16 protein-coding genes and 1 pseudogene are annotated in these 19899 nt (G+C 47.3%); all 17 read left to right on the top strand.

All coding sequences use genetic code 11. The annotated features are described in order from the left end of the window. The coding region (locus J4G07_18245; protein MCE2415927.1) for a DsbA family protein at nucleotides 1-1914 on the top strand (1914 nt) is incomplete at its 5' end. Nucleotides 1915-1927: 13 nt separating this feature from the next. After that, entirely contained in the window at nucleotides 1928-3625 is a 1698-nt protein-coding gene (locus J4G07_18240) for a glycosyltransferase (GenBank protein MCE2415926.1), read from the top strand. A gap of 13 nt (nucleotides 3626-3638) precedes the next feature. Continuing rightward, on the top strand, nucleotides 3639-5282 hold the full coding sequence (locus J4G07_18235) for a hypothetical protein (protein ID MCE2415925.1): 1644 nt from the start codon (nucleotides 3639-3641) through the stop codon (nucleotides 5280-5282). Between the two features lie 207 nt (nucleotides 5283-5489). Then, a complete protein-coding gene (locus J4G07_18230; GenBank protein ID MCE2415924.1) occupies nucleotides 5490-5780 on the top strand; it encodes a hypothetical protein in 291 nt (96 codons plus the stop codon). Nucleotides 5781-6039: 259 nt separating this feature from the next. Further along, entirely contained in the window at nucleotides 6040-6861 is an 822-nt protein-coding gene (locus tag J4G07_18225) for a hypothetical protein (protein ID MCE2415923.1), read from the top strand. Next, nucleotides 6839-7090, top strand: coding sequence for a hypothetical protein (locus tag J4G07_18220; protein MCE2415922.1), 252 nt, complete (start codon nucleotides 6839-6841; stop codon nucleotides 7088-7090). Before J4G07_18225 ends, J4G07_18220 begins: the two co-directional genes overlap by 23 nt. 10 nt (nucleotides 7091-7100) lie before the next feature. Continuing rightward, on the top strand, nucleotides 7101-8237 hold the full coding sequence (locus J4G07_18215) for a prepilin peptidase (protein ID MCE2415921.1): 1137 nt from the start codon (nucleotides 7101-7103) through the stop codon (nucleotides 8235-8237). An 88-nt stretch (nucleotides 8238-8325) separates the two neighbouring features. Beyond that, on the top strand, nucleotides 8326-8634 hold the full coding sequence (locus J4G07_18210; GenBank protein ID MCE2415920.1) for a hypothetical protein: 309 nt from the start codon (nucleotides 8326-8328) through the stop codon (nucleotides 8632-8634). A gap of 41 nt (nucleotides 8635-8675) precedes the next feature. Then, complete coding sequence (locus tag J4G07_18205) at nucleotides 8676-9776, top strand: hypothetical protein (GenBank protein MCE2415919.1); 1101 nt, start codon at nucleotides 8676-8678, stop codon at nucleotides 9774-9776. 419 nt (nucleotides 9777-10195) lie between these two features. Next, nucleotides 10196-10513 (top strand): annotated as a pseudogene (locus J4G07_18200) (nucleotidyltransferase domain-containing protein). A 36-nt stretch (nucleotides 10514-10549) separates the two neighbouring features. Beyond that, nucleotides 10550-10942, top strand: coding sequence for a HEPN domain-containing protein (locus J4G07_18195; protein ID MCE2415918.1), 393 nt, complete (start codon nucleotides 10550-10552; stop codon nucleotides 10940-10942). A 9-nt stretch (nucleotides 10943-10951) separates the two neighbouring features. Continuing rightward, on the top strand, nucleotides 10952-12898 hold the full coding sequence (locus tag J4G07_18190) for a hypothetical protein (GenBank protein ID MCE2415917.1): 1947 nt from the start codon (nucleotides 10952-10954) through the stop codon (nucleotides 12896-12898). A 40-nt stretch (nucleotides 12899-12938) separates the two neighbouring features. After that, nucleotides 12939-13181 carry a type II toxin-antitoxin system prevent-host-death family antitoxin gene (locus tag J4G07_18185; protein MCE2415916.1) on the top strand — a complete coding sequence of 81 codons (243 nt, stop codon included), beginning with the start codon at nucleotides 12939-12941 and terminating at the stop codon, nucleotides 13179-13181. Next, nucleotides 13157-13606, top strand: coding sequence for a type II toxin-antitoxin system VapC family toxin (locus J4G07_18180; protein ID MCE2415915.1), 450 nt, complete (start codon nucleotides 13157-13159; stop codon nucleotides 13604-13606). Before J4G07_18185 ends, J4G07_18180 begins: the two co-directional genes overlap by 25 nt. 68 nt (nucleotides 13607-13674) lie before the next feature. Beyond that, nucleotides 13675-16545, top strand: a complete 2871-nt coding sequence (uvrA, locus tag J4G07_18175; protein ID MCE2415914.1) for an excinuclease ABC subunit UvrA — start codon at nucleotides 13675-13677, stop codon at nucleotides 16543-16545. Nucleotides 16546-16933: 388 nt separating this feature from the next. Then, entirely contained in the window at nucleotides 16934-19132 is a 2199-nt protein-coding gene (pcrA, locus tag J4G07_18170; GenBank protein ID MCE2415913.1) for a DNA helicase PcrA, read from the top strand. 19 nt (nucleotides 19133-19151) lie between these two features. Further along, on the top strand, nucleotides 19152-19484 hold the full coding sequence (gatC, locus tag J4G07_18165; protein ID MCE2415912.1) for an Asp-tRNA(Asn)/Glu-tRNA(Gln) amidotransferase subunit GatC: 333 nt from the start codon (nucleotides 19152-19154) through the stop codon (nucleotides 19482-19484). The last annotated feature ends 415 nt before the right edge of the window (nucleotides 19485-19899 follow it).

Below are 19899 nucleotides of genomic sequence, written 5' to 3'. Positions count from 1 at the left end.
TTTGCTTATCAGAAATGGAGCGAATCGAAACGGTTACAACACATTAGAGAAACAAAACAGTTCGCTTCTCAGATTCATGCGACACCTTTGACGGACTATCTCCATCAGCTGAAACAGGTTTCACCAGACAGCACACACCTTCTACTCTTCACGGGCAACACGCAAGCACAGCTGGAGCCGTGTGGTTGCTTCATCGGGCAATCCGGTGGGCTACCGAGACTCCGAGAAACCGGATTCTCTCCGTTGTTGGTAGATCTTGGTGGCATCCAACCTTCTCAACCCCAAAGCATGAAACCCCACTCGTTTGAATCGGACAACCTTTCAACTGAAAGTGAGGTTCATAGCCGAGACCAACATCGTGTGCAAACAACCCTTACGGCGATGAAAATGATGGGGTATGATGCACTCTTTCCCTTTGAGGCAGAGACTGAAATTGTTCAGAATCGGGGAGCTGACCTATCTTTTCCATTTTTAGATTCGGATTTGACTCAAGATTTTGACTCGTATTTAATAAAAACGGTTGGAGAGAAACGAATCGCTATGGTCACATTGGACCTTAAAGACCCAGCGGAAGTAGCGTTTGTGTCTGAGAAGTTCAATTCGCTTCTCTCTGAGGTTCAAGCACAATCTGATTTTGTTGTTGGACTGAGCCATTCACCTATAGAAGTCAATAGGGTGTTGGCACGGGAATACCCGAGTTTTTCAGCGATCTTGAGTCCGTCCGAAGGCGAAACCGAAAAAGTTGGTGATGTCTTGCTGGCATATTGTAGTGCCAAAGGGAAAACGCTTGGTGCGTTGATGCTCACCGATGGAGTGGGAAGTATTTCCTCCAAAGTTCAGCAAATTGCCCTAACCGAACAGGTCTCCGACGATCCAGATGTTAGAAAACTCCTGGATGATTTCTATCATCAAGTCGCTACCGACCATCAATTGCAGATTGTGAGTCATCGCTTGTTTTCTTCGGAACCTTTTGAACAGGACGAGACCAACAGTTATATCGGTTCTCAGGCATGCCAAGAATGCCATCAAAAAGAATTCAGCCAGTGGTCGCACTCCTCCCATGCGACAGCGTTTAACACCTTACGGACAATTGGCAGGGAATATTATCCAGAATGCATCACCTGTCACGTCACTGGCTCCGGGTATGAGAGCGGTTACGAGATAGGTAACACAGAACGTGCACATCTTGTGGATGTCGGATGCGAAACCTGCCACGGTCCGGGCAAGCAGCACACCTATACACCGCTGAAGGAGAATATTCGCGGGCAAGTGCCTGAAAAAGTTTGTATGGCGTGTCATACACCTGAGCATTCTCCAGGGTTTGATGAGCTTATCGAACAGGTGATGCCTGAAGTTGATCACAGCCGAACGCAGTTGAGCCTTAAGCAGATCCTTGAACAGCGCATGCGTGGACCTATGAAACCGGAGATTGAACTCTTTGTGATGTCGTATTGCCCCTACGGTGTGCAAGCAGAACAGGAACTGCTGCCGTTTTTTGAAACGTATGGGGATACAATTGATTTTAAGCTGCGGTTTATTGTCGGTAAAGAAGAGGCATCTGAGGAAGAGACAAGTGAACAGGTCGCGTTTACAAGTCTGCACGGTGAACCCGAACTCATTGAGAACAAGCGACAAATGGTTATCGCCGAACTGTATCCGGATAAACTCTTTGACTATCTGCTCTGTCGTGCCGACCATCTTCAGGAGGCATGGGTAAATTGTGCGAAGGACGTTGGACTGGATGTAGAGAGGATCGCACGAGCCGTTGAATCGGAAAAGGTGGCATTGGAACTTGTCAAGGAAATACAAAGAACGGAGGAACTCAATATCAAAGGGTCCCCGACTTTGGTCATTGATGGACGGATTATTGACGGTAGCCTTTGGCGTGGAAAGGTAAAAGAAACCTGTCGTTAGCGAGGAATGCACAATGTTCGTATGTCCGAAACCGACCACACATCTACATAAATTCCGACAGGGCAACCGTCTGTATGTCGCCGATCTGAGCCAATGTCTTGTATTGGGCATCGATAACATCACTTGGGAGATCCTGGACCTATGCCCATCTTTTTCAAGTGAGGAAATCATAGAACGACTTGAGAGAAAATATGACCGTGATTTAGTCATTGAGGCACTAAATACACTATCAACAATGGAACAGCGTGGGGTTCTCTTTTCAAACCTCGAAAGGAACACCGCCTCACAGGGGGCAGAGACTACAACTAAATTGAAGATTCTTGTCCTACAGAACGGTCCCTATGCAGCAGACATTACAAAAGCAACGGGTGGGGTGTCGGTGGCACATCACAATCTCGTCAAAGCTCTGGAGGCACATGCTTCTCTTGACGTAGTAGGTGAACGCGACGAAAAGTTCAATGAGAATGTCCAAGGTATCAGATTCCAGAGAAACGATAAATCTGCGTTTCTAAAGTTAATCCAGGGCAGTTACGATGCTGTTCTGTTAGGAAGTCACCAAGACACGCAGTTCCTTCCACTTTTACGTTATATTGACGCACCTTTTGTTGTTCCGATCTATTCCGCAAGGGGGCACAATGGCGATGTCATTAATGCAGGATTGCTCTGGTACACGGCGATGCGTCCTTTTGATGCTTTTCTGGTGCCAACAAACTCAGTGAGTGATCTGTATGGTCGATTTGTCTCTAACAAGGACGTTTTTCAGACCGTATCATTGGGAGTTGACCCTAACAAATTTTATCCATTGGACAAACAGCAGGCTAAAAATGAAATGGCGAGGATGCTCAATGCCCCTCAAATTGCTTATTCGCCGGTTGTCGGTTTCTTCTCAAGATTTCAACCTGAAAAAGGGGCAGGAATTTACATAAAAATTGCAAAACTCCTGCCACATGCGTGTTTTCTGCTGACCGCGCCAACGCTCAATATCTACGGACATCAGCAACTGCCACCGAATCTGATTTGTGCACCACAGCAACCCAGAGACCAACTTGTCCGATTTTTAAATGCTTTTGATGTTTACTGTTTCCCATCAATGGTCGGTGAAGAAACATTTGGGCTCGCGCTCTTAGAAACGATGGCTTGTGGGGTCCCCCCGGTTGTGCCACGTCTTGATGGACTTCCTGAGGTTGTCGGCGATGCGGGACTTGTTGTGCCGGCACAAGCGTATGACAATGAAATTGGCAGTTTCGCTGGGACGGTTTCACCAAGTGCAATGGCGGATGCCGTCAATAGTCTCCTCACCGATGAGAGGGCACGATTGGCATTGGGACAAAAGGCGCGGGAGAGAGCACTGACTTTTACATGGGATAAAACCGCACAGAATCTCATTGCGTTGTTCAGGAGACTGAAACAAACCCAGCAGTTGGAGGACCGACATAAACGGCACTTCGCTATCTCTTTCGCCCCTTATCTGAATAATCGGCGAAGACAGATTGAACGCCAAGCAATATTGAGCAATATCACTCTCGAAAAGGAAAGACCCCTGATGAAAGACCGCTATGCCCACTCCATTGAGGAAGGTTTGTCATTGGCCCTGCTTAGAAAACACAGTCGACATGAAGTTGAAGCCGTGCTACATCATTTATATGGTCAGGAGAGAACTGAAACGATTCTCGAAAAGGTTTTTGGTTTTCAGGAAGCCGTAAACGGATAGAGGAAGTAAAACGATGATCGAATTTCCTTGCAATTTGCATAATCTTCATCATTTCAAACGCGATGGCGAGCAATTCGTTGCCGATCTCGATGCGGGTGTTGTTATTCCAGTGAATGAAGTTGTTTGCGATATCCTAAATGCTTGTAGCGTTTCGGAGACGGATGTCATTATTGACACGCTCGCTGACAAACATGGTTCCCGTTCTGTGATTTTTGAGGCACTCGCTTTTCTTTCTAAACTTTCGGAAATCGGGGTTCTGTTTTCGCCGGATCAACCTGAAATCGAACCCTCTCCGTGTGGTGGGCGACCGAAAATTTTTCTGACAGCGGGCATTTTGGAAAACAGAAAGACAACCTCTTTCCTACAGAATGCGGCGAATCATCATCTGCTAACGACGCTGGCAAATCATGCCGACCTTTATCTACCTTTATCTGAGACGGACAACAACCGTCAGGAGATTAAAGACGGCTTGCGGGTTGAAGGTGTTCAACCGATTTTCTTTAAAAGTGACCGCTCGTTTTCGCCAGCAAAGTTTATTCCGAAGGACTGCGACGGTGTCCTCGCTTTGGCTCCACTCACCGTAGGAGAACAAGGTTTCCTGAAATTTAACACGGTTCCAGCCATACTCCGCTTGTCCAACGAGACTTTGAGGCGTCATGAAGCACGCAACACCGTGCTTGAGAGATGTACGGCGTTGAGAAACTTTGATGCCTTTGCATGCGATGTTTCTTGGACGCAGACTTTCTTTTCAGATTTCGTTCCCGATATGCGTGTCTTTCAGCATGTTCCCTATGGTGTCGATACATCTGTTTTCAGACCGATGGATAAAATGAAGTGTAAGCAGCAATTGTCTCAGGCACTCGGGAATGCAGCGATTTCGCAAAAACCGTTGGTAGGGGTCGTGTCAGGGCTGCCTCCGCACGAAACGTTTCGCTTCTTGCGAAAACTGCGATTGGCAAACCCAGATTTCAACTATTTGGTCATCCATTCCGCCCTGGAGGACAATTTCACGGGGGATGGGTGTGTTAACTTTTTTAATATTGCGTCTCTGCAGGACAAGGAGGCGAGTCCTTTTATCTTTAATGCTTTAGACGCATTGGTGTTTCCGACGATTCTTGGATCATCGCCGCTACTTCTACTTGAGATAGTTGCGTGTGGCGTTCCAACGGTTGTTTGGGGATATGCCGAGCCTGAAGAGATTTCAGGTGCGTGTCGGTTTATTCAGATTTCACCAACTCTTTTCGACCCGGTCGATGTGCCGGTTGAATCAATATCTCAAGAACTCAGATTTCTGCTCGGAAATCCTAACGAACAGAAGGATTTGGTGCAAGCCGGATTAAAGGCGATTTCAACTTATACATGGGAAAAGACAATCCAGCGAATTCTCTGCTTATTTGCAGATCTTCAGAATCGTAAGATGTACCAGCCCAAACCTGCGAAACATCGCCTGCTTTTTCGGAAACATTACAATCCGGTATGCGGTGAAATTGAGTCAGAAGCATTCGTGCTATCAAAGGTTCCAACGTCGGTTGACATGGAGCAAGCAATTGCGATGACCCTTCTGGAGGAACACACACCGATGGCGGTTAAAATCGTCCTTCAGTCCATCTGTAAAGAACCGAAACGTGCCGAAAAAATCTTAGAAAATCTCGTCTGAACTTGGGGTCATGCGCAGTAGAACCCTTTTAGACCCCTAATATTGCCATATAAGGTCTCACCAAATCATGGAATTGCGGACCGCTGTCGCTGAATGTTGCATCTGTCCCTTAAGGTTTATCCTTAGGCTTTTCTATGTTCTCAACGGCGCACCGCATGAACACCAGTTTGGTAAGTTTATCCAATAAATGAAAGGAGGTGAAATCACATGCAGACACACGTAGTCCAACTCACGAAGCAACGTCTCAGTGACTTCTTCGTCAAAGAAGATGGGCATGTTGCGCATAAGAACGCTTTAGTCGCTGGAACAGTAGCAACAGGAGCGATCTTCGCTTCATTGATGCTTGAGCCTGATACCGCAGAGGCTCATCATGGCGATGAGGATAATGAGTATATGTGTGGTGAGAACAACAATCACACTCATTGTGTAAAGGGTAAGGAGGATTGTCGCTCCCATGTTGACAACGGTGTTGTGTCCTATTTCTGTGTTCCTATATAAAAGACAGTTGTCTTGCATAGGTAGATGCGGTAAAACAAACTGACCGGATTGTGTCTTAGAGGCACAATTCGGAGAAAGTTTGGTTTTCGCAAGTTTTTCCACAGAGACAATAACCGACCCTCAGGAGAAATCTTAAGGGTAGATTTTGTGCAGAAGGAGCTTAGAAAAGTGCTGCTTTTCGCTTTTTCTGCACATCCTTGACCTTTGATTTGTATTAGAGGGATGAATCGATGTTGTTGAAAATACTTCGGTCTTTACAATGGATCATAGTTGGATTGGCTGTCGTCGTTTTTTCCATTTTGCAATGGAAGATGCTGATGCAAACGAGTGGCGAGTCATCCCCGAACTGCCAACAGAGAGAGCGAGATTCGTGCCTGCTGTGGTCTGTGATAAGATTTATCTCATCGGCGGCACCCTCTTTGAAAATAGGCGGGATCCCTTTGGACTGTCAACTGTTGAAGTGTATGATCCGAAAACCAACACATGGCGGAGAGTCGCGGATATGCCAACCTCCCGCGCAGCACCTGCAACAGCAGTTGTTGATAATAAAATCTACGTCATCGGGGATCATAGTGGAATAGACAGACGCATCGTGAATATCAAAACCTCGGTAGCTGTTGAAGTTTACAACCCACAAACCGACACATGGGAGAGAAAACAGGATATGCCGGTTCCGCGTAGACAGTTCGGCGTGGGTGTGGTTGCTGGCAAAATCTATGCCATTGGCGGGTATGTGCTCCCTCAGGATAGAAAACCTGAGGAACCAGGACGCGTTGATCTTGTGAAAGTCTACGATCCTGCGACCGATACATGGGCAAAGCGCACGAAGATGCCGACGAAACGTGAGGGGTTTGGTGTGGGAGTTGTCAAAAATCACATTTATGCTGTCGGTGGACGTGGGTGGCCGCAAGTGGGTCCTGGAGGCCCATTTTTAAAGATCATTGAGGAATATGATCCAAAAATCAACCGCTGGAGACAGAAGCATGAGATGCCAGACCTGAGGCTATCATTCTCGACGGTTGTTCTTGACCATTTGGCAAAACAGGGTTCCTCAATATATGGCAACTGTGGATACCTATAATCCAGAGACAGAGGAATGGAGTGATATTCCACCGATGCCAACACCTTTTATTCCTTTTGGCGCAGCGGTAGTCAACGGCAACATTTATGTCTTCGGTGGGATCGGAGAAAACAGGCAACATTTTACCAGTGTAATGGTATTTGGGATGGGCTTTCGTACTGTTGAAGCAAACGGCAAACTCCCAACGTATTGGGGTACCTTGAAAATGGGACGCGAGGGCCAACCTTGAGGAATTGGAAATGCTAAACTACCAGAATTTGTTCATCGCTCTTCTTCTGCTTTTCTGCTGCTATGCGACCTATACAGACTTGCGAGAAAGAAAAATCAAGAATTTTTGCAGCTACGGGCTCATCTACGCTGGCATTCTCAGTCAAGTCATCTCTGTTTTGTCAGGGAACAGTGCCCTTTTAAACAGTATCTTTACGATTGTTGGCGGTTTTTTAATCGTTCTGGCACTCTATTGGTTCGGTATTTTCGCCGCTGGAGATGCCAAACTCGTTTGGGGTGCCTCCCTGCTGATGCCAGCGGGATTGTTTGCCGAAGCCACTGCATTCGCGCAATATACGCCGACAACCCTCATTATCAATATTTTCGTGCCGTATTGCATGATCCTTGTTACGTACCTCTGCCTGAAAACGGATGTCCGACAGAAATGGCAGGCGTTTATGTCAATCTTCCGACAAGAAGACTTCCGTAAACAGATGTTCGAGCGGATATTCAGCCTCATTTTTCTACTCGGGTTGCGACAGTTTGTTATGCTCTCGCTGGGATGGTTAGGGGTTGAACTTGGACTGTGGCATCAACTCTTGGTTATATTTTCTCTGTATCTTACCCTCAGTTACTTTGTAAAGAAATTCGGGCTGGAGAGGGTTCGTAACTATGTTGTTTGTGTCGTGCTGATTGAGTTAATGGTGATCACAACCCCTTGGACGCTGAAGGCTTGGTCGGAGGCTTACACCCCACTCTTGAAGATATACCTTCTGTATCTTGCCGTATTTTTCTTTGGGAAGCATTTCATTGAGAATCTCGACAACATCGTGTTAGATCGCGAGATAGACCTCTCTGATTTGAAAGAAGGAATGGTGCCGGCTGAACAGATTGTTAGAAGCAAAGGCGATGACGGGGAAGTTAGCTACAGTAAGCAAGGGTTCGCACTCCCAAATGTGCTGAATTCAAACATTGTCCTAGGGACGTTGCCTGGGGGCGTGTCAAAAGAGAAGGCGGCGGAATTGAAACAATTGGCAGCAGATGGCGAGTTTGAGGATTTTGAGAACAAGATCCGCATCCAGCACTCTTTACGGTTCGCACCTGTGATCTGTTTGGGTGTTATCTTGACGCTTTTGTGTCGAGGCCCGTTCTTTACGTTTTTTCAGTAAGCCTGCCTTTCTTATCAACAAACCTCAGTAGAAGATTGCCCATTCCGGGGAATACCGGAAACATCAAAAATGACAAAGGAGTTATAGCGTGGCGAAAGCAAGAGTCTTTTATATTCTCACACTGCGGGAAAAAAAGAAAAAGAAGGATTTGAAGAAATTTATCCAGACACAGTGGCTCCCTGTTCTACGAAACGCACCCGGGTGCTTGGAGGTGGAACTGTTGGATACTTACCAAGATAGAGCCGGTTATTGTATTTCAGAACTCTGGGAAAATAGAGAGGTCCATCTGCAAAGCACAGCGAAACTATGGCGTGAGACACACACGGCACTGATGCAAAAAGTTGGAGAATACGCCTCGATCGAGTTTCTTTGGAATTGCACGGTTTTAGACGTCTAAGCATCGGATGTATTACGTTATTTACAGGAGCCTCAGACAAGATGCGTTCAACTTTGCTTCATAACAGACAAGATGCTCAGGGAAATCAATGGAAACCTCCAGCTGCTGAACACGAGAGCGCAATGACGGCTCTATTCCAACGCGTGCCGCTTTATGTGCGCGCACCAACGCGCATTGACCTTGCTGGCGGATGGACAGACTTAATCCCGTTCGCCCGGGAGAATGAAGGGGGAGTGGTCAACGCTGCGATTGATTTACACGTTTATGTGTGTCTCACCCCCGTGCCTGACTCGTGTGTCAGCCTCTACGCCGTGGATCTCAAAGAGTTCTTTCATCCGGTAGGCGTTTCGGCATCGCTGCACGGATTGAATCTACCGCAAGCGGTTCTATCTCGTTTGCGTCCTAATAGAGGCTGCCATCTTGTGACGTGGAGCGATGTGCCAAAGGGAAGTGGTCTGGGGGCATCCGGTGCCCTGGGAATCGCTCTTGCGAGTTTGCTCTCGATTTTCACGCAAAAAAGATTGCTGCGACACCAAATTGTTGACCGTGCCGCCGTCATTGAACAGGAGACCGGAATTCCGTGCGGGAAACAGGATCACTACGCCAGCCTACTCGGTGGGATAAATTTCTTGCGATGTAGTGGTGAATCGGTTAAGGCAACGCCAATCGAACTGACCGAGGAAGCTCTCAAAGAACTGCAGAGTTCTCTACTCCTGGTCTACACAGGGGAGTCGCATTTTTCAGGCGATATTCTTCGGAATGTCGTTGACGCATATCAAGCAGGAAATCGAGGGACGCATGATGCCCTGAAAGCACTTCGTCGGATTGCCAATGAGATGAAACAGATGTTTCAGACTCGCAATCTCTCTGACTTCGGTCAACTGCTTGATGAGAACTGGTGTTTCCAAAAACAGTTACATCCCTCGATAAACACCGAGCGCATCGATGAGTTGTTCAACATTGCGAAAGCAAATGGGTGTAGTGGTGGAAAAGTGTGTGGTGCCGGTGGCGGTGGGTGCTTAGTGTTTCACTGTGAACCAGATCGCATCCACGATGCAAAGCGAGTCTTTAGCGAAGTTGGCGCGCAAGTCATTCCTTTTCATTTTGATTTTCAAGGGCTTCGCACTTGGTCCCCTCAATAACAGTTTTAGAGAAACCTCAGCCCTTATTTCGTCCAAATCTCATTCTTCTTGACTTTCATGTCACACGGGCACGCAGATAGGTGTTTCTCCTCTACTATGCCCAGGACCTGCCCATAAAACAGATTGTTACCCATCTGAACTGATCGGAAGGCACGATTAAAACACATCTTCAAAATGCCCGCCTCCGCCTCCAAGAATACCTCACGCCTTACCTGAAAAATCAACACATTCCCTGGCTTTCATGAACCACCACAGAAAAAACAGTGTTGCTGACTGTTGATTGCTGAAAACTAAATACCCCCATTTTTTCCATGAAATTGACTTGCATTCTTAACAGACTTATAGTATAATTACTAATAGAAAATTCCTGTTTTTTTAATCAGAATTCGGATTTCCCTTTCACTTTAACGGTGACGCGCATGATTGACAAACGAGAGATTCAAGCCGCTTGTGACGACATCGTCCGTGAATTCGCACCACTACAAGTTATCCTCTTCGGTTCCTATGCCTACGGGACACCGACCGAGAATTCGGATGTGGATCTGCTGGTGGTCGTGCCAACAGCCAGATCAGAACGGCACCGACGGACTGTGGAAACCTCACAACGTAATCCCTGCCGCTTCAGCATAGATCTGCTGGTGCGTTCACCTGAAGATATCGCATATCGCCTTTCCCATAATGACGGGTTCCTTCGCGAGATCACTGAAAAGGGCGAAGTCCTTTATGAAGTCGCTAATTTTTTTATGGAGACCCCAGAAAAGGAAGAAACTGCTATGAACCCGTTGACGCTGGAATGGATGCAAAAAGCTGAAAAAGATTATGCTGCGGTTGAGTGGCTTCAGCAGGCACCCATACCAGATTATGATATTATATGTTTCCATATCCAACAGTGCATTGAAAAATATCTCAAGGCATGGCTTCAAGAGGCAAACATCCCGATTCCGAGATCGCACGATTTAAAGGAATTGTTGGCGTTAATCGTTCCAACTGTCCCTCTGTGGCAGGTGTGGGAGCCAGACTTTTCGGAAATTTCTAAACACGCAGTGGCGACGCGCTATCCCGGAGATTCAGCGACAGTGGACAATGCTGCACATGCCCTGCAGATCTGCGATCAGGTGCGTCACGCCATTCGTGAGCATCTGAAACTACCGTCCGATTCACTGTAGGAGAACCCCATGCAATCCCAAGACGTTATCGAAGAACAGTACCGAGAAGCCGTGGAGCTGCTTGTCGAAAAGGTTCAGAAGGATCCATACATCCTCGCCGCTATCGTCGCAGGCAGTTTCTCTTATGCCCAAGTATGGGAAAAATCGGATCTCGATGTGGAACTCATCGGCAGAGACGCAATTCGTCCGACGCAATCTTTCTTTTCGCTTGTTGAAAACGGTGTAAATATCCACGCCAACATATCCCCACGGAATGCTTTTAAGCAGGCAATAGAGAGTGCGCAGCAGGGGTCCTTCATGCACTCCTATTTCTCGCACAGCACGCTCCTCTTTTCTCACGATGCCACTATCCAAGAGTGGTATGATAAAAACGCAAACCTCGACAACATCGGTGAACGTGATAAACAGTTCCGGCTGCTCAACGTCATTGCCAGCACGTTGCCGAGCCTTGTCTATGCTGAAAAGCAGTTTTACGTCAACAAAGATTGCCTCACCTGTTTCCTATCACTTCTGAATGTCGTGCAAGGATTGGCACGGTTAGAGGTGCTTTTGAACAATGAAATTCCTGCACGTGAGGTAATTCAACCCGCACTCCGTTACAACCCAGATTTCTTTAACCGGGTCTATACAGACTTAATCAACTGTGAGAAAAACGAGACCGTCATTCAGGACACACTGGATGCAATTAACACCTATCTTGATGAGCAACAGTTTATCTTCCAACCCATTCTTGATTATCTCATTGAGCAGAAAGCACCACGCACAAATACCGAATTGAACGCAGACCTCGGACGCGGTTTGCATGTCAACAGTGAAGGTGTTCCCGAATTTGATGACGAATCCTTAGATTTCGTCTGTCAATGGCTGGCGTGGAAAGGCATTATCAGACAAGTCGCGATGCCGATAAAACTCACAGTGAAAAGCCAGATCTCCGTGGAAGAACCCGCCTACTATTACGATGACACTGTAGGCGCGAGTGTTTTTGCTGGGGTGTTTCCTCATACTCGCGATTCGGAGGACATCCACACACAGATTCACACTGCATTAGACAATTTAACGGACACACTCAGAGAGGACATGTACATCCTCGCTGCGATTCTCACCAGTAACCTCGCCGCAGACAACGTCTGGGAGAAAACGACGCCTCACATCACACTCATCCTGAGAGATGGGACAAGATTCAAGCAGAAGGAATATCAGTTAATCGAGGACGGGATTCCGTTCCGGGTTCAACTCTACACCCGCAGCAATTATAGAAAGTTGTTGGAAGGGACGCTACAAGGTAGTGCGCTCCATTCAATTCTCGCCGAAAGCCGTGTCCTTTTTTCCAAGGACAGTCTTTTCTCTGTAGAGGGTAAGGCAAATGTTCCTGTCGGTGATCCATCCTGTCTGCAGGTCGGTGAACGGGATAAACACTCTCAACTCCTTAACGCCACAGCCATGGTGACAGCCATCCTCGCCAAAGCCGAAAAATGGTTCCATCTCAAGCAAGATATGGATTACACGTTTCTCTACCTGACGTATGCTGTCCGGGAATTGGCTCGTATTGAAGTCCTCTTGCACGGCGAAACGCCGAGACGCAAGGTGATTTATCAAGCACTTGCACACAACCCGTCCTTTTTCAACGCCATTTTCACGGATCTCATAGACAAGCAGAAAGACGAGACACTGCTCCGCGATGCCCTTGAACGGATTGATGCGTATTTAGAGGATAATCTACAGACACTCTTCAAGCCGTTGCTAAATTTTCTTGAGGAATCAGGTGAGGAACGCACGATAACCGATATCTATACACACTTCGGCAGCCGTCAACTCGCCTTTGAGTTGGCGTGTGAGTGGCTCGCACAGAAAGGGATTATTGAACAGTTTTCAGCACCGATCCGTTTGACAAAAGACAGCCAAACTTCCGTAGAGGAACCCGCATATTATTTCGATGCACATAATCCGTTCCTATAGGACAGATTTCCATATTTTTTCAGAAAGGAGTATCAATCAAATGACTGAGATAGGTGTGCATGAAGCAAAAACGCATTTATCAAGGCTTCTCAAGCGCGTTGAAAATGGAGAAAGTTTTTCTATAACCAATAGAGGTAAAGTTGTAGCGGTAATGGTTCCGCCTCGTGAAATCGGGCAAGCTGAGGTGAATGACGCTTACAGCCAATTAATTGAGTTACGCGCAAAGTTCCCTATTGGGACAGGGCGTGAGGTGACGGATTGGAAGAACGAAGGCCGCAGATGATGGTCGTTGATTGCTCATTTTTAATAGCAGGTCTTCTACCTGATGAGATTGAAGAACAGGCACAGTTAATTTTGGAAGACTTGCAGCGCGGTATAACTTTGGCAGTCGTTCCGTCATTATTTTATCAGGAAGTTAGTAATGCACTGCTCATGGCTTACCGACGAAAGCGTATAAGCAGAGAAGTTTTATCGCAATATCTTGATGTGGTAGCGATACTTCCTGTTACAATTGATACTGCTGCAGCAACACAAGGAAATACAATGAAGACAGTTTGTGGGTTAGCAGAGAAGCATGGATTGACAACTTATGATGCAAATTATCTGGAGCTCGCTATGCACCTTGACTTACCGCTCGTAACGTTGGATTCGGATTTGTACAATGCTGCAGTCGAAGTGGATGTCGCCTACCAAATGACAACGAATTAGAATTGCTTACGATCAGTTCAACCGCGGTAAATTTCTCAACTCAATAATTTAAAAAATAGGAGGCATGCATGAGACAGTCTGTTGCCGTTAAAGGCGCGCGAGAAAATAACCTACAAAACGTTGAAGTTGAAATTCCACGGGACCAACTCGTTGTTGTCACGGGTATCAGCGGTTCCGGTAAATCCTCATTGGCGTTTGATACCGTCTATGCCGAAGGGCAACGTCGATTTTTGGAGTCGATGTCCACCTACGCCAAACGCTTTATTACACAGCTCAAAAAACCGGATGTCGATTTCATTGATGGGTTGTCCCCTGTCGTTTCTATTGAACAGAAAACGATCACGATGAATCCGCGTTCTACCGTCGGCACGATGACCGATTTGCAAGACTACCTCCGTATGCTCTTCGCGACTATCGGTGTCGCTCACTGCCCCTATTGCGAAGGTGAAATCCCTATCCGTTCGCATCATCAGATCTTAGAACGTATGCTCTCGATGCCAGAAGGCACCGAAGTTGAAATTCACGCCCCAGTCTTCAAAATCTACGGCGAAGATTATGCTTATCTCTTCGATGACATCCGGACAAAAGGGTGTAGACACGTCAGAATTGACGGCGTTGAGCACGACATCAGCGAAGAAATTGAACTCGATCCGGATCAGGAATACGACATCCAGGTTATCGTTGACAAATTCTTTATCAAAAAAGATATTGACAAACAGGTACTCGCCTCCCTTGAACACACCATGCTCGTCGGCGAAGGATTCATGCGTTTTGATGTCCAGTTCCCAGAGGATACCGAGACTGACGCAATAGAGGTATTGGAAGGTTTCGGATGCCCGAAGCACGGTGTGCTCATGGCTGAACTCGGACCGCATCACTTTACCTTTAATGAACCGACCGGGGCGTGTGTGACCTGTTCCGGTCTCGGCACCTACCTACAGGTGCATCCGAATCTACTCGTTCCTGACAAGAGTCGAAGTATCGCAGACGGGGCATTCGTTCATCAAGCGTTTAACTACGATCCCGATAGGTGGGATGGTAGGACGATGTACAGTCTCGCCGAACACTACGGGTTCGACCTGAACGTTCCTTTTGCAGACCTTCCAGAGAAGGTCATTGATATTCTCTATTACGGCACGCACGGCGAAGAATTTCCGATCCTGCAACCCGAAGGCGCACGCCCCGTTGAAAAACGGCATCTCGGTCGGAATATCCGTTTTGATGGAATCATCACCCGGATTGATAGACATTATCGGCGTTACCGAAAACAGGGCGAGGCGCACTCCGGAATGGAGGAGTATCTCCGAAAAGTAATGGTAGAACGCACCTGTCCTGATTGCCACGGGGCTAAACTCAAGCGACAACGGCTTCTCGTTACGATTGATGGTCAAACAATTCATGAGGTCGGCGAGTTGCACTTTGAAGAATTACGGGATTTCTTGCTGGCTATCACCGATATTCCAGAGAAGCAACGAGAAGCAGGGAGCCGCGTTATCACAGAACTCGTCACTCGGATTAATCTCCTACTCGGCATCGGACTGGATTATCTAAACCTCAACCGCCGCTCTGCGACACTCTCTGGGGGCGAATCGCAGCGAATCCGCCTCTCCACACAGATCGGCTCCGGATTGATGGGGATGCTCTATGTTCTTGACGAACCGAGTATCGGCTTACATCCAAAAGACAATGCCAAGATGATAGAGACGCTACGAAAGTTACGCGACATCGGTAACACCGTTATCGTTGTTGAACACGATGAAAGCACAATTCGTGCCGCCGATCATATTATCGAACTCGGACCCGGACCGGGTATCCACGGCGGAGAGGTCGTCATTCAAGGTGAACTTGAAACAATTCTGGATTGCCCTGAATCTCTGACGGGTCTCTATATGAGCGGGCGGCGAGAGATTCGGCTTCCCGAACAACGTCGTGACTTGAACGGCAAATTCCTTAGCATCACCGGAGCAAGGGAGAACAATCTGCAAAATATTGACGTTGATATTCCCGTTGGTGTATTTATCTGCATCACCGGGGCTTCTGGTTCTGGCAAGAGTACACTCGTCAATGAGATTCTCTACAAGAAACTCTATTCTCTCTACCGTGACAGTCGGACGCTCTATGGTGCCCACGATGCATTAGGTGGACATGAACACGTCAATGACGTTATCAGTATTGATCAGTCCCCCATCGGACGTTCACCGCGTTCCAATCCTGCCACTTACATCGGATTTTACGATAATATCCGTAAGCTTTTCGCCAGTACCCCACTCGCACTTGCGAGGGACTATACCGCCTCACGGTTCAGTTTCAACGTCAAAGGCGGACGGTGTGAGGAATGCCACGGCGAAGGCACTATCACGACTAAACTCCACTTTATGCCCGATGTTGAAGTCGTTTGTCCGACCTGTAAGGGGGCACGCTATAATGACGATACGCTTGATGTTACCTATAACGGAAGGAATATCTCCGAGATTCTCAATATGTCGATTGAGGAAGGCGTTGAGTTCTTCGCCGATCAGCGGTTGATTCATCATAAATTGAATGTCCTATACCAACTCGGTATGGGGTATCTCCAGATTGGGCACCCCGCTACAATCCTCTCCGGCGGCGAAGCGCAACGGATAAAGTTGGCAAGCGAACTTGGCAAAATCAAGCGAGGTAGACATAATCTGTATATCTTAGATGAACCCACCACAGGACTCCACATCGCAGACGTGCAGAAACTCTTGGATAGTCTCAACCGGCTCGTTGATAGTGGGCATACCGTTCTTGTGATTGAGCATCATCTTGATGTTATCAAAACCGCCGATTATGTCATCGATCTCGGTCCAGAGGGTGGACATAAAGGTGGCGAGGTCTTAGCACAAGGCACCCCTGAAGAGATTGCGAAGGTCAAAGCCTCTTACACTGGGCAGTTTTTGAAGGAATACCTTATCTGAGCAAGAGAGTTTGCTTGTGAAGGACTGTTTCCTCGATCCTCCGGTCCGATAGGTGCGGTTTCTAACCGCACCGGATCTGAGACGTAAACCGCACAAACTCCCGATTTCCGCTTGATTCCTATAAGGTTTATTGCTTGGGTATTTCTGCGGATTTCTTCGACATATGTATACCCAATGCTACCGAACGCCATGGAAAATCCCCAAATTAACATCTATGAGTTGTTACCCGTTCGACCCAACCTACGATGCAGTCTTTTGATATTTTCACCTTGCAAAATTAACCTAAATCGTGTATACTTTATGGAATAAAGTTGAGATGCTATGACGTGCCATTTGCAAGCACGTGCAAGGTGTGCTTCCCTTAATACGACGAGGCAAGGGGTAACCATTGACCGATAACCTATTAAGTTCCTTAAATGATGTTCAGCGCGAAGCCGTCCAACACACCGAAGGACCGCTCCTCATTTTGTCCGGTGCAGGCAGTGGGAAAACGCGCGTCATCACACACCGTATCGCCTACCTACTCCAACATCACGATGTCTCTCCATACCGTATCCTCGCTGTAACGTTTACGAACAAAGCAGCGCGGGAGATGAAAGATCGGCTGGATGTGCTTGTTGACGGCAGCGTTAGCCAAGATCTTTGGGTGGCAACCTTCCACGCCACCTGTGCACGTATACTCCGCCGAGATATTGAGAAGTTAGGCGCGGAGGCAGCATCTCAAAGCGTCTCCCGTGCCACAAATTACGCCTACACCCGCGACTTTACCATCTTCGATACTGGTGAGCAAGTTACGCTCGTCAAAGATGTGCTCCGACAGCTTAACTATAGTGACAAGCAGTACAACCCGCGCGCGATCCTTAGCAACATTAGTCGTGTGAAAAACGAGTCTATATCACCAGAGGCATACCGAAATATCGCAGATGGCTATTTTGAGCGGATCGTTTCAGAGGTCTATGTCCTCTATCAAGATGCCCTACGTCTGAACAATTCTCTTGATTTCGATGACCTGCTACTTTTCGCAGTGAGACTCCTGAATGAAAATCCCGATGTCTGCCAATTTTATCAGAACAAATTTGAATATATACTCGTTGATGAATATCAGGATACGAATCGGTGTCAGTATGAGTTGGTGAATTTATTGGCTGGCACGAAGCAGAATATCTGCGTCGTCGGGGACGATGACCAATCCATTTACGCTTTCCGTGGTGCCGACATCAGAAATATCCTCGATTTTGAGAAGGATTACCCGAACACACAGGTACTCCGTTTGGAACAGAACTATCGTTCGACGCAAAATATTTTAGATGCCGCATGGGGTGTTGTACATAACAATACGGCGCGAAAAGCGAAGAAACTCTGGACAGATAATGACATGGGTGAACTCGTTACCTGCTACGAGGCGATGGACGAAAACGACGAGGCGGGTTACGTCGGGACGCAGATCGAAGATTGGCACGCTGAGGGTGTGGATTACAAAGACTTTGCCATCTTTTACCGAACCAATGCCCAATCCCGAATCTTTGAGGAAGCGTTCCGCGCTGCAAACATCCCGTATCAGATTGTTGGCGGTGTTGGTTTCTATGATCGGATGGAGATTAAAGATCTCCTTGCCTACCTCCGCGTCGTGTGTAATCCCAACGACTCTATGAGTGTTCGACGTATCATCAACGTGCCAAGTCGCGGCATCGGTGCGACAACGCTTGACCGGCTCATCAATTTTGCGGCACGTGAGGGGATTTCTCTCTTTGCGGCGATCCACCGTGTCGAGGAAATTACCACGATTAACCGCGGACTTCGGACGAAAGTGCAACGTTTCGCCAAAATTTTTGATGATTTCGATGCGTCTATGTTACCCGCTGATGCACTTGACTATGTGCTAAAGGTAACAGGCTACCTAAAAAATTTAGAGATTCAAAATACGATTGAAGCACAGAACCGCGTTGAGAACATTGAGGAATTGATTAACGCCGTTATCGAATATGAACAGAACGCATCTGAACCGACCCTTTCGGATTATTTGGAGAACGTAGCACTCATCGCTGATATAGACACGATGGAAACCGATACTACTGATCTGGTTACCTTGATGACTTTGCACAGTGCGAAAGGTTTGGAATTCCCATTTGTTTTCATCGTTGGTATGGAAGAGGGATATCTGCCGCATGGACGTTCTCTTGATACGCAAAAGGAATTGGAGGAAGAACGACGGCTCTGTTACGTCGGGATCACGCGTGCCATGGAGCAGTTATATCTCTCACATGCGAGTTCGCGGAGAACATTTCGAGAGACAGAGTATCGCATCCCCTCTCGTTTTATCTCCGAAATTCCAGAGCATCTCATTAAGCATGTGGATCGCTACCGATCTCCGTTCCGTCAATCAGTAGGGCTGTATGAGGTGGCTTCTGAAGATGTGGTGGATTACCATGTTGACCAGATTGTTCATCATCCGCAATTTGGGAGAGGCAAGATAACGAAAATCAGTGGCGCAGGGCGGGGAGTCTATGTCACCGTTCGATTTGGTCGCGCTGGAACAAGACAACTTGACCCATCACTTACACCTTTGACAATATCTGATTATGAGTGAGGAGATAAAATACTAAAAAATGGCAACAATTACGGTTGAAGGCATCCGCCATGTCGCAAACTTGGCTCGCCTTGCGTTTAATGAAGAAGAGACAGAACACTTTACCGAGCAGCTTGCCCGAATCTTAGACTACATCGGGAAATTGAATGAACTTCAGACGGATGATGTGCCACCGACATCGCATATCCATCCACATCAGGTTTTTATCATGGGTTCAGACGCTGACGCATCTCATGTCGCCAAACCCGATGTCGTCAAACCCTCACTTCCACGCGAAGATGTGCTCGCGAATGCCCCTGAGGCTGAAGAGGGATACTTCGGCGTTCCCAGAGTGGTTGACCGCAGCCACTGAATGGCTGTCGGTTAAGAGGTTTTTGTTTATAGTAAAGTCGGAAAATATGTAGACAGTTGCGCAGCGAAACAACCCTCTCCACCGCTGGCGAGGATTGTATCCTCGCCTCTTTCGAGTGCCTAATTAATTCTAAACTTTACTATAATAACCCAAGTTGCTACCGAATAGGTTTTGGGTGTTTAAACATAGATTTTTTAGGAAAAGAATGTCTTTACACCCCGTAGGGGTGGTATGTCTATAGAAAATCGGACGTTCAAGGAACTGCACCCCGTAGGGGTGCTATGTGAATGAGAAACTGGCAACTTGGGTTATAATAGGACTTACGCGCTTCCCCGGCCGGTTCATGCCACACGGAGAACCTTCATACCCGGGGAAGTGCATAAGCACTTCATACCGTTGATTCTGATTCATGCGA

Source organism: Candidatus Poribacteria bacterium (genome assembly GCA_021295715.1).
Taxonomy (GTDB): Bacteria; Poribacteria; WGA-4E; order WGA-4E; family WGA-3G; genus WGA-3G.
This window is presented reverse-complemented; position numbering and strand designations above follow the sequence as displayed.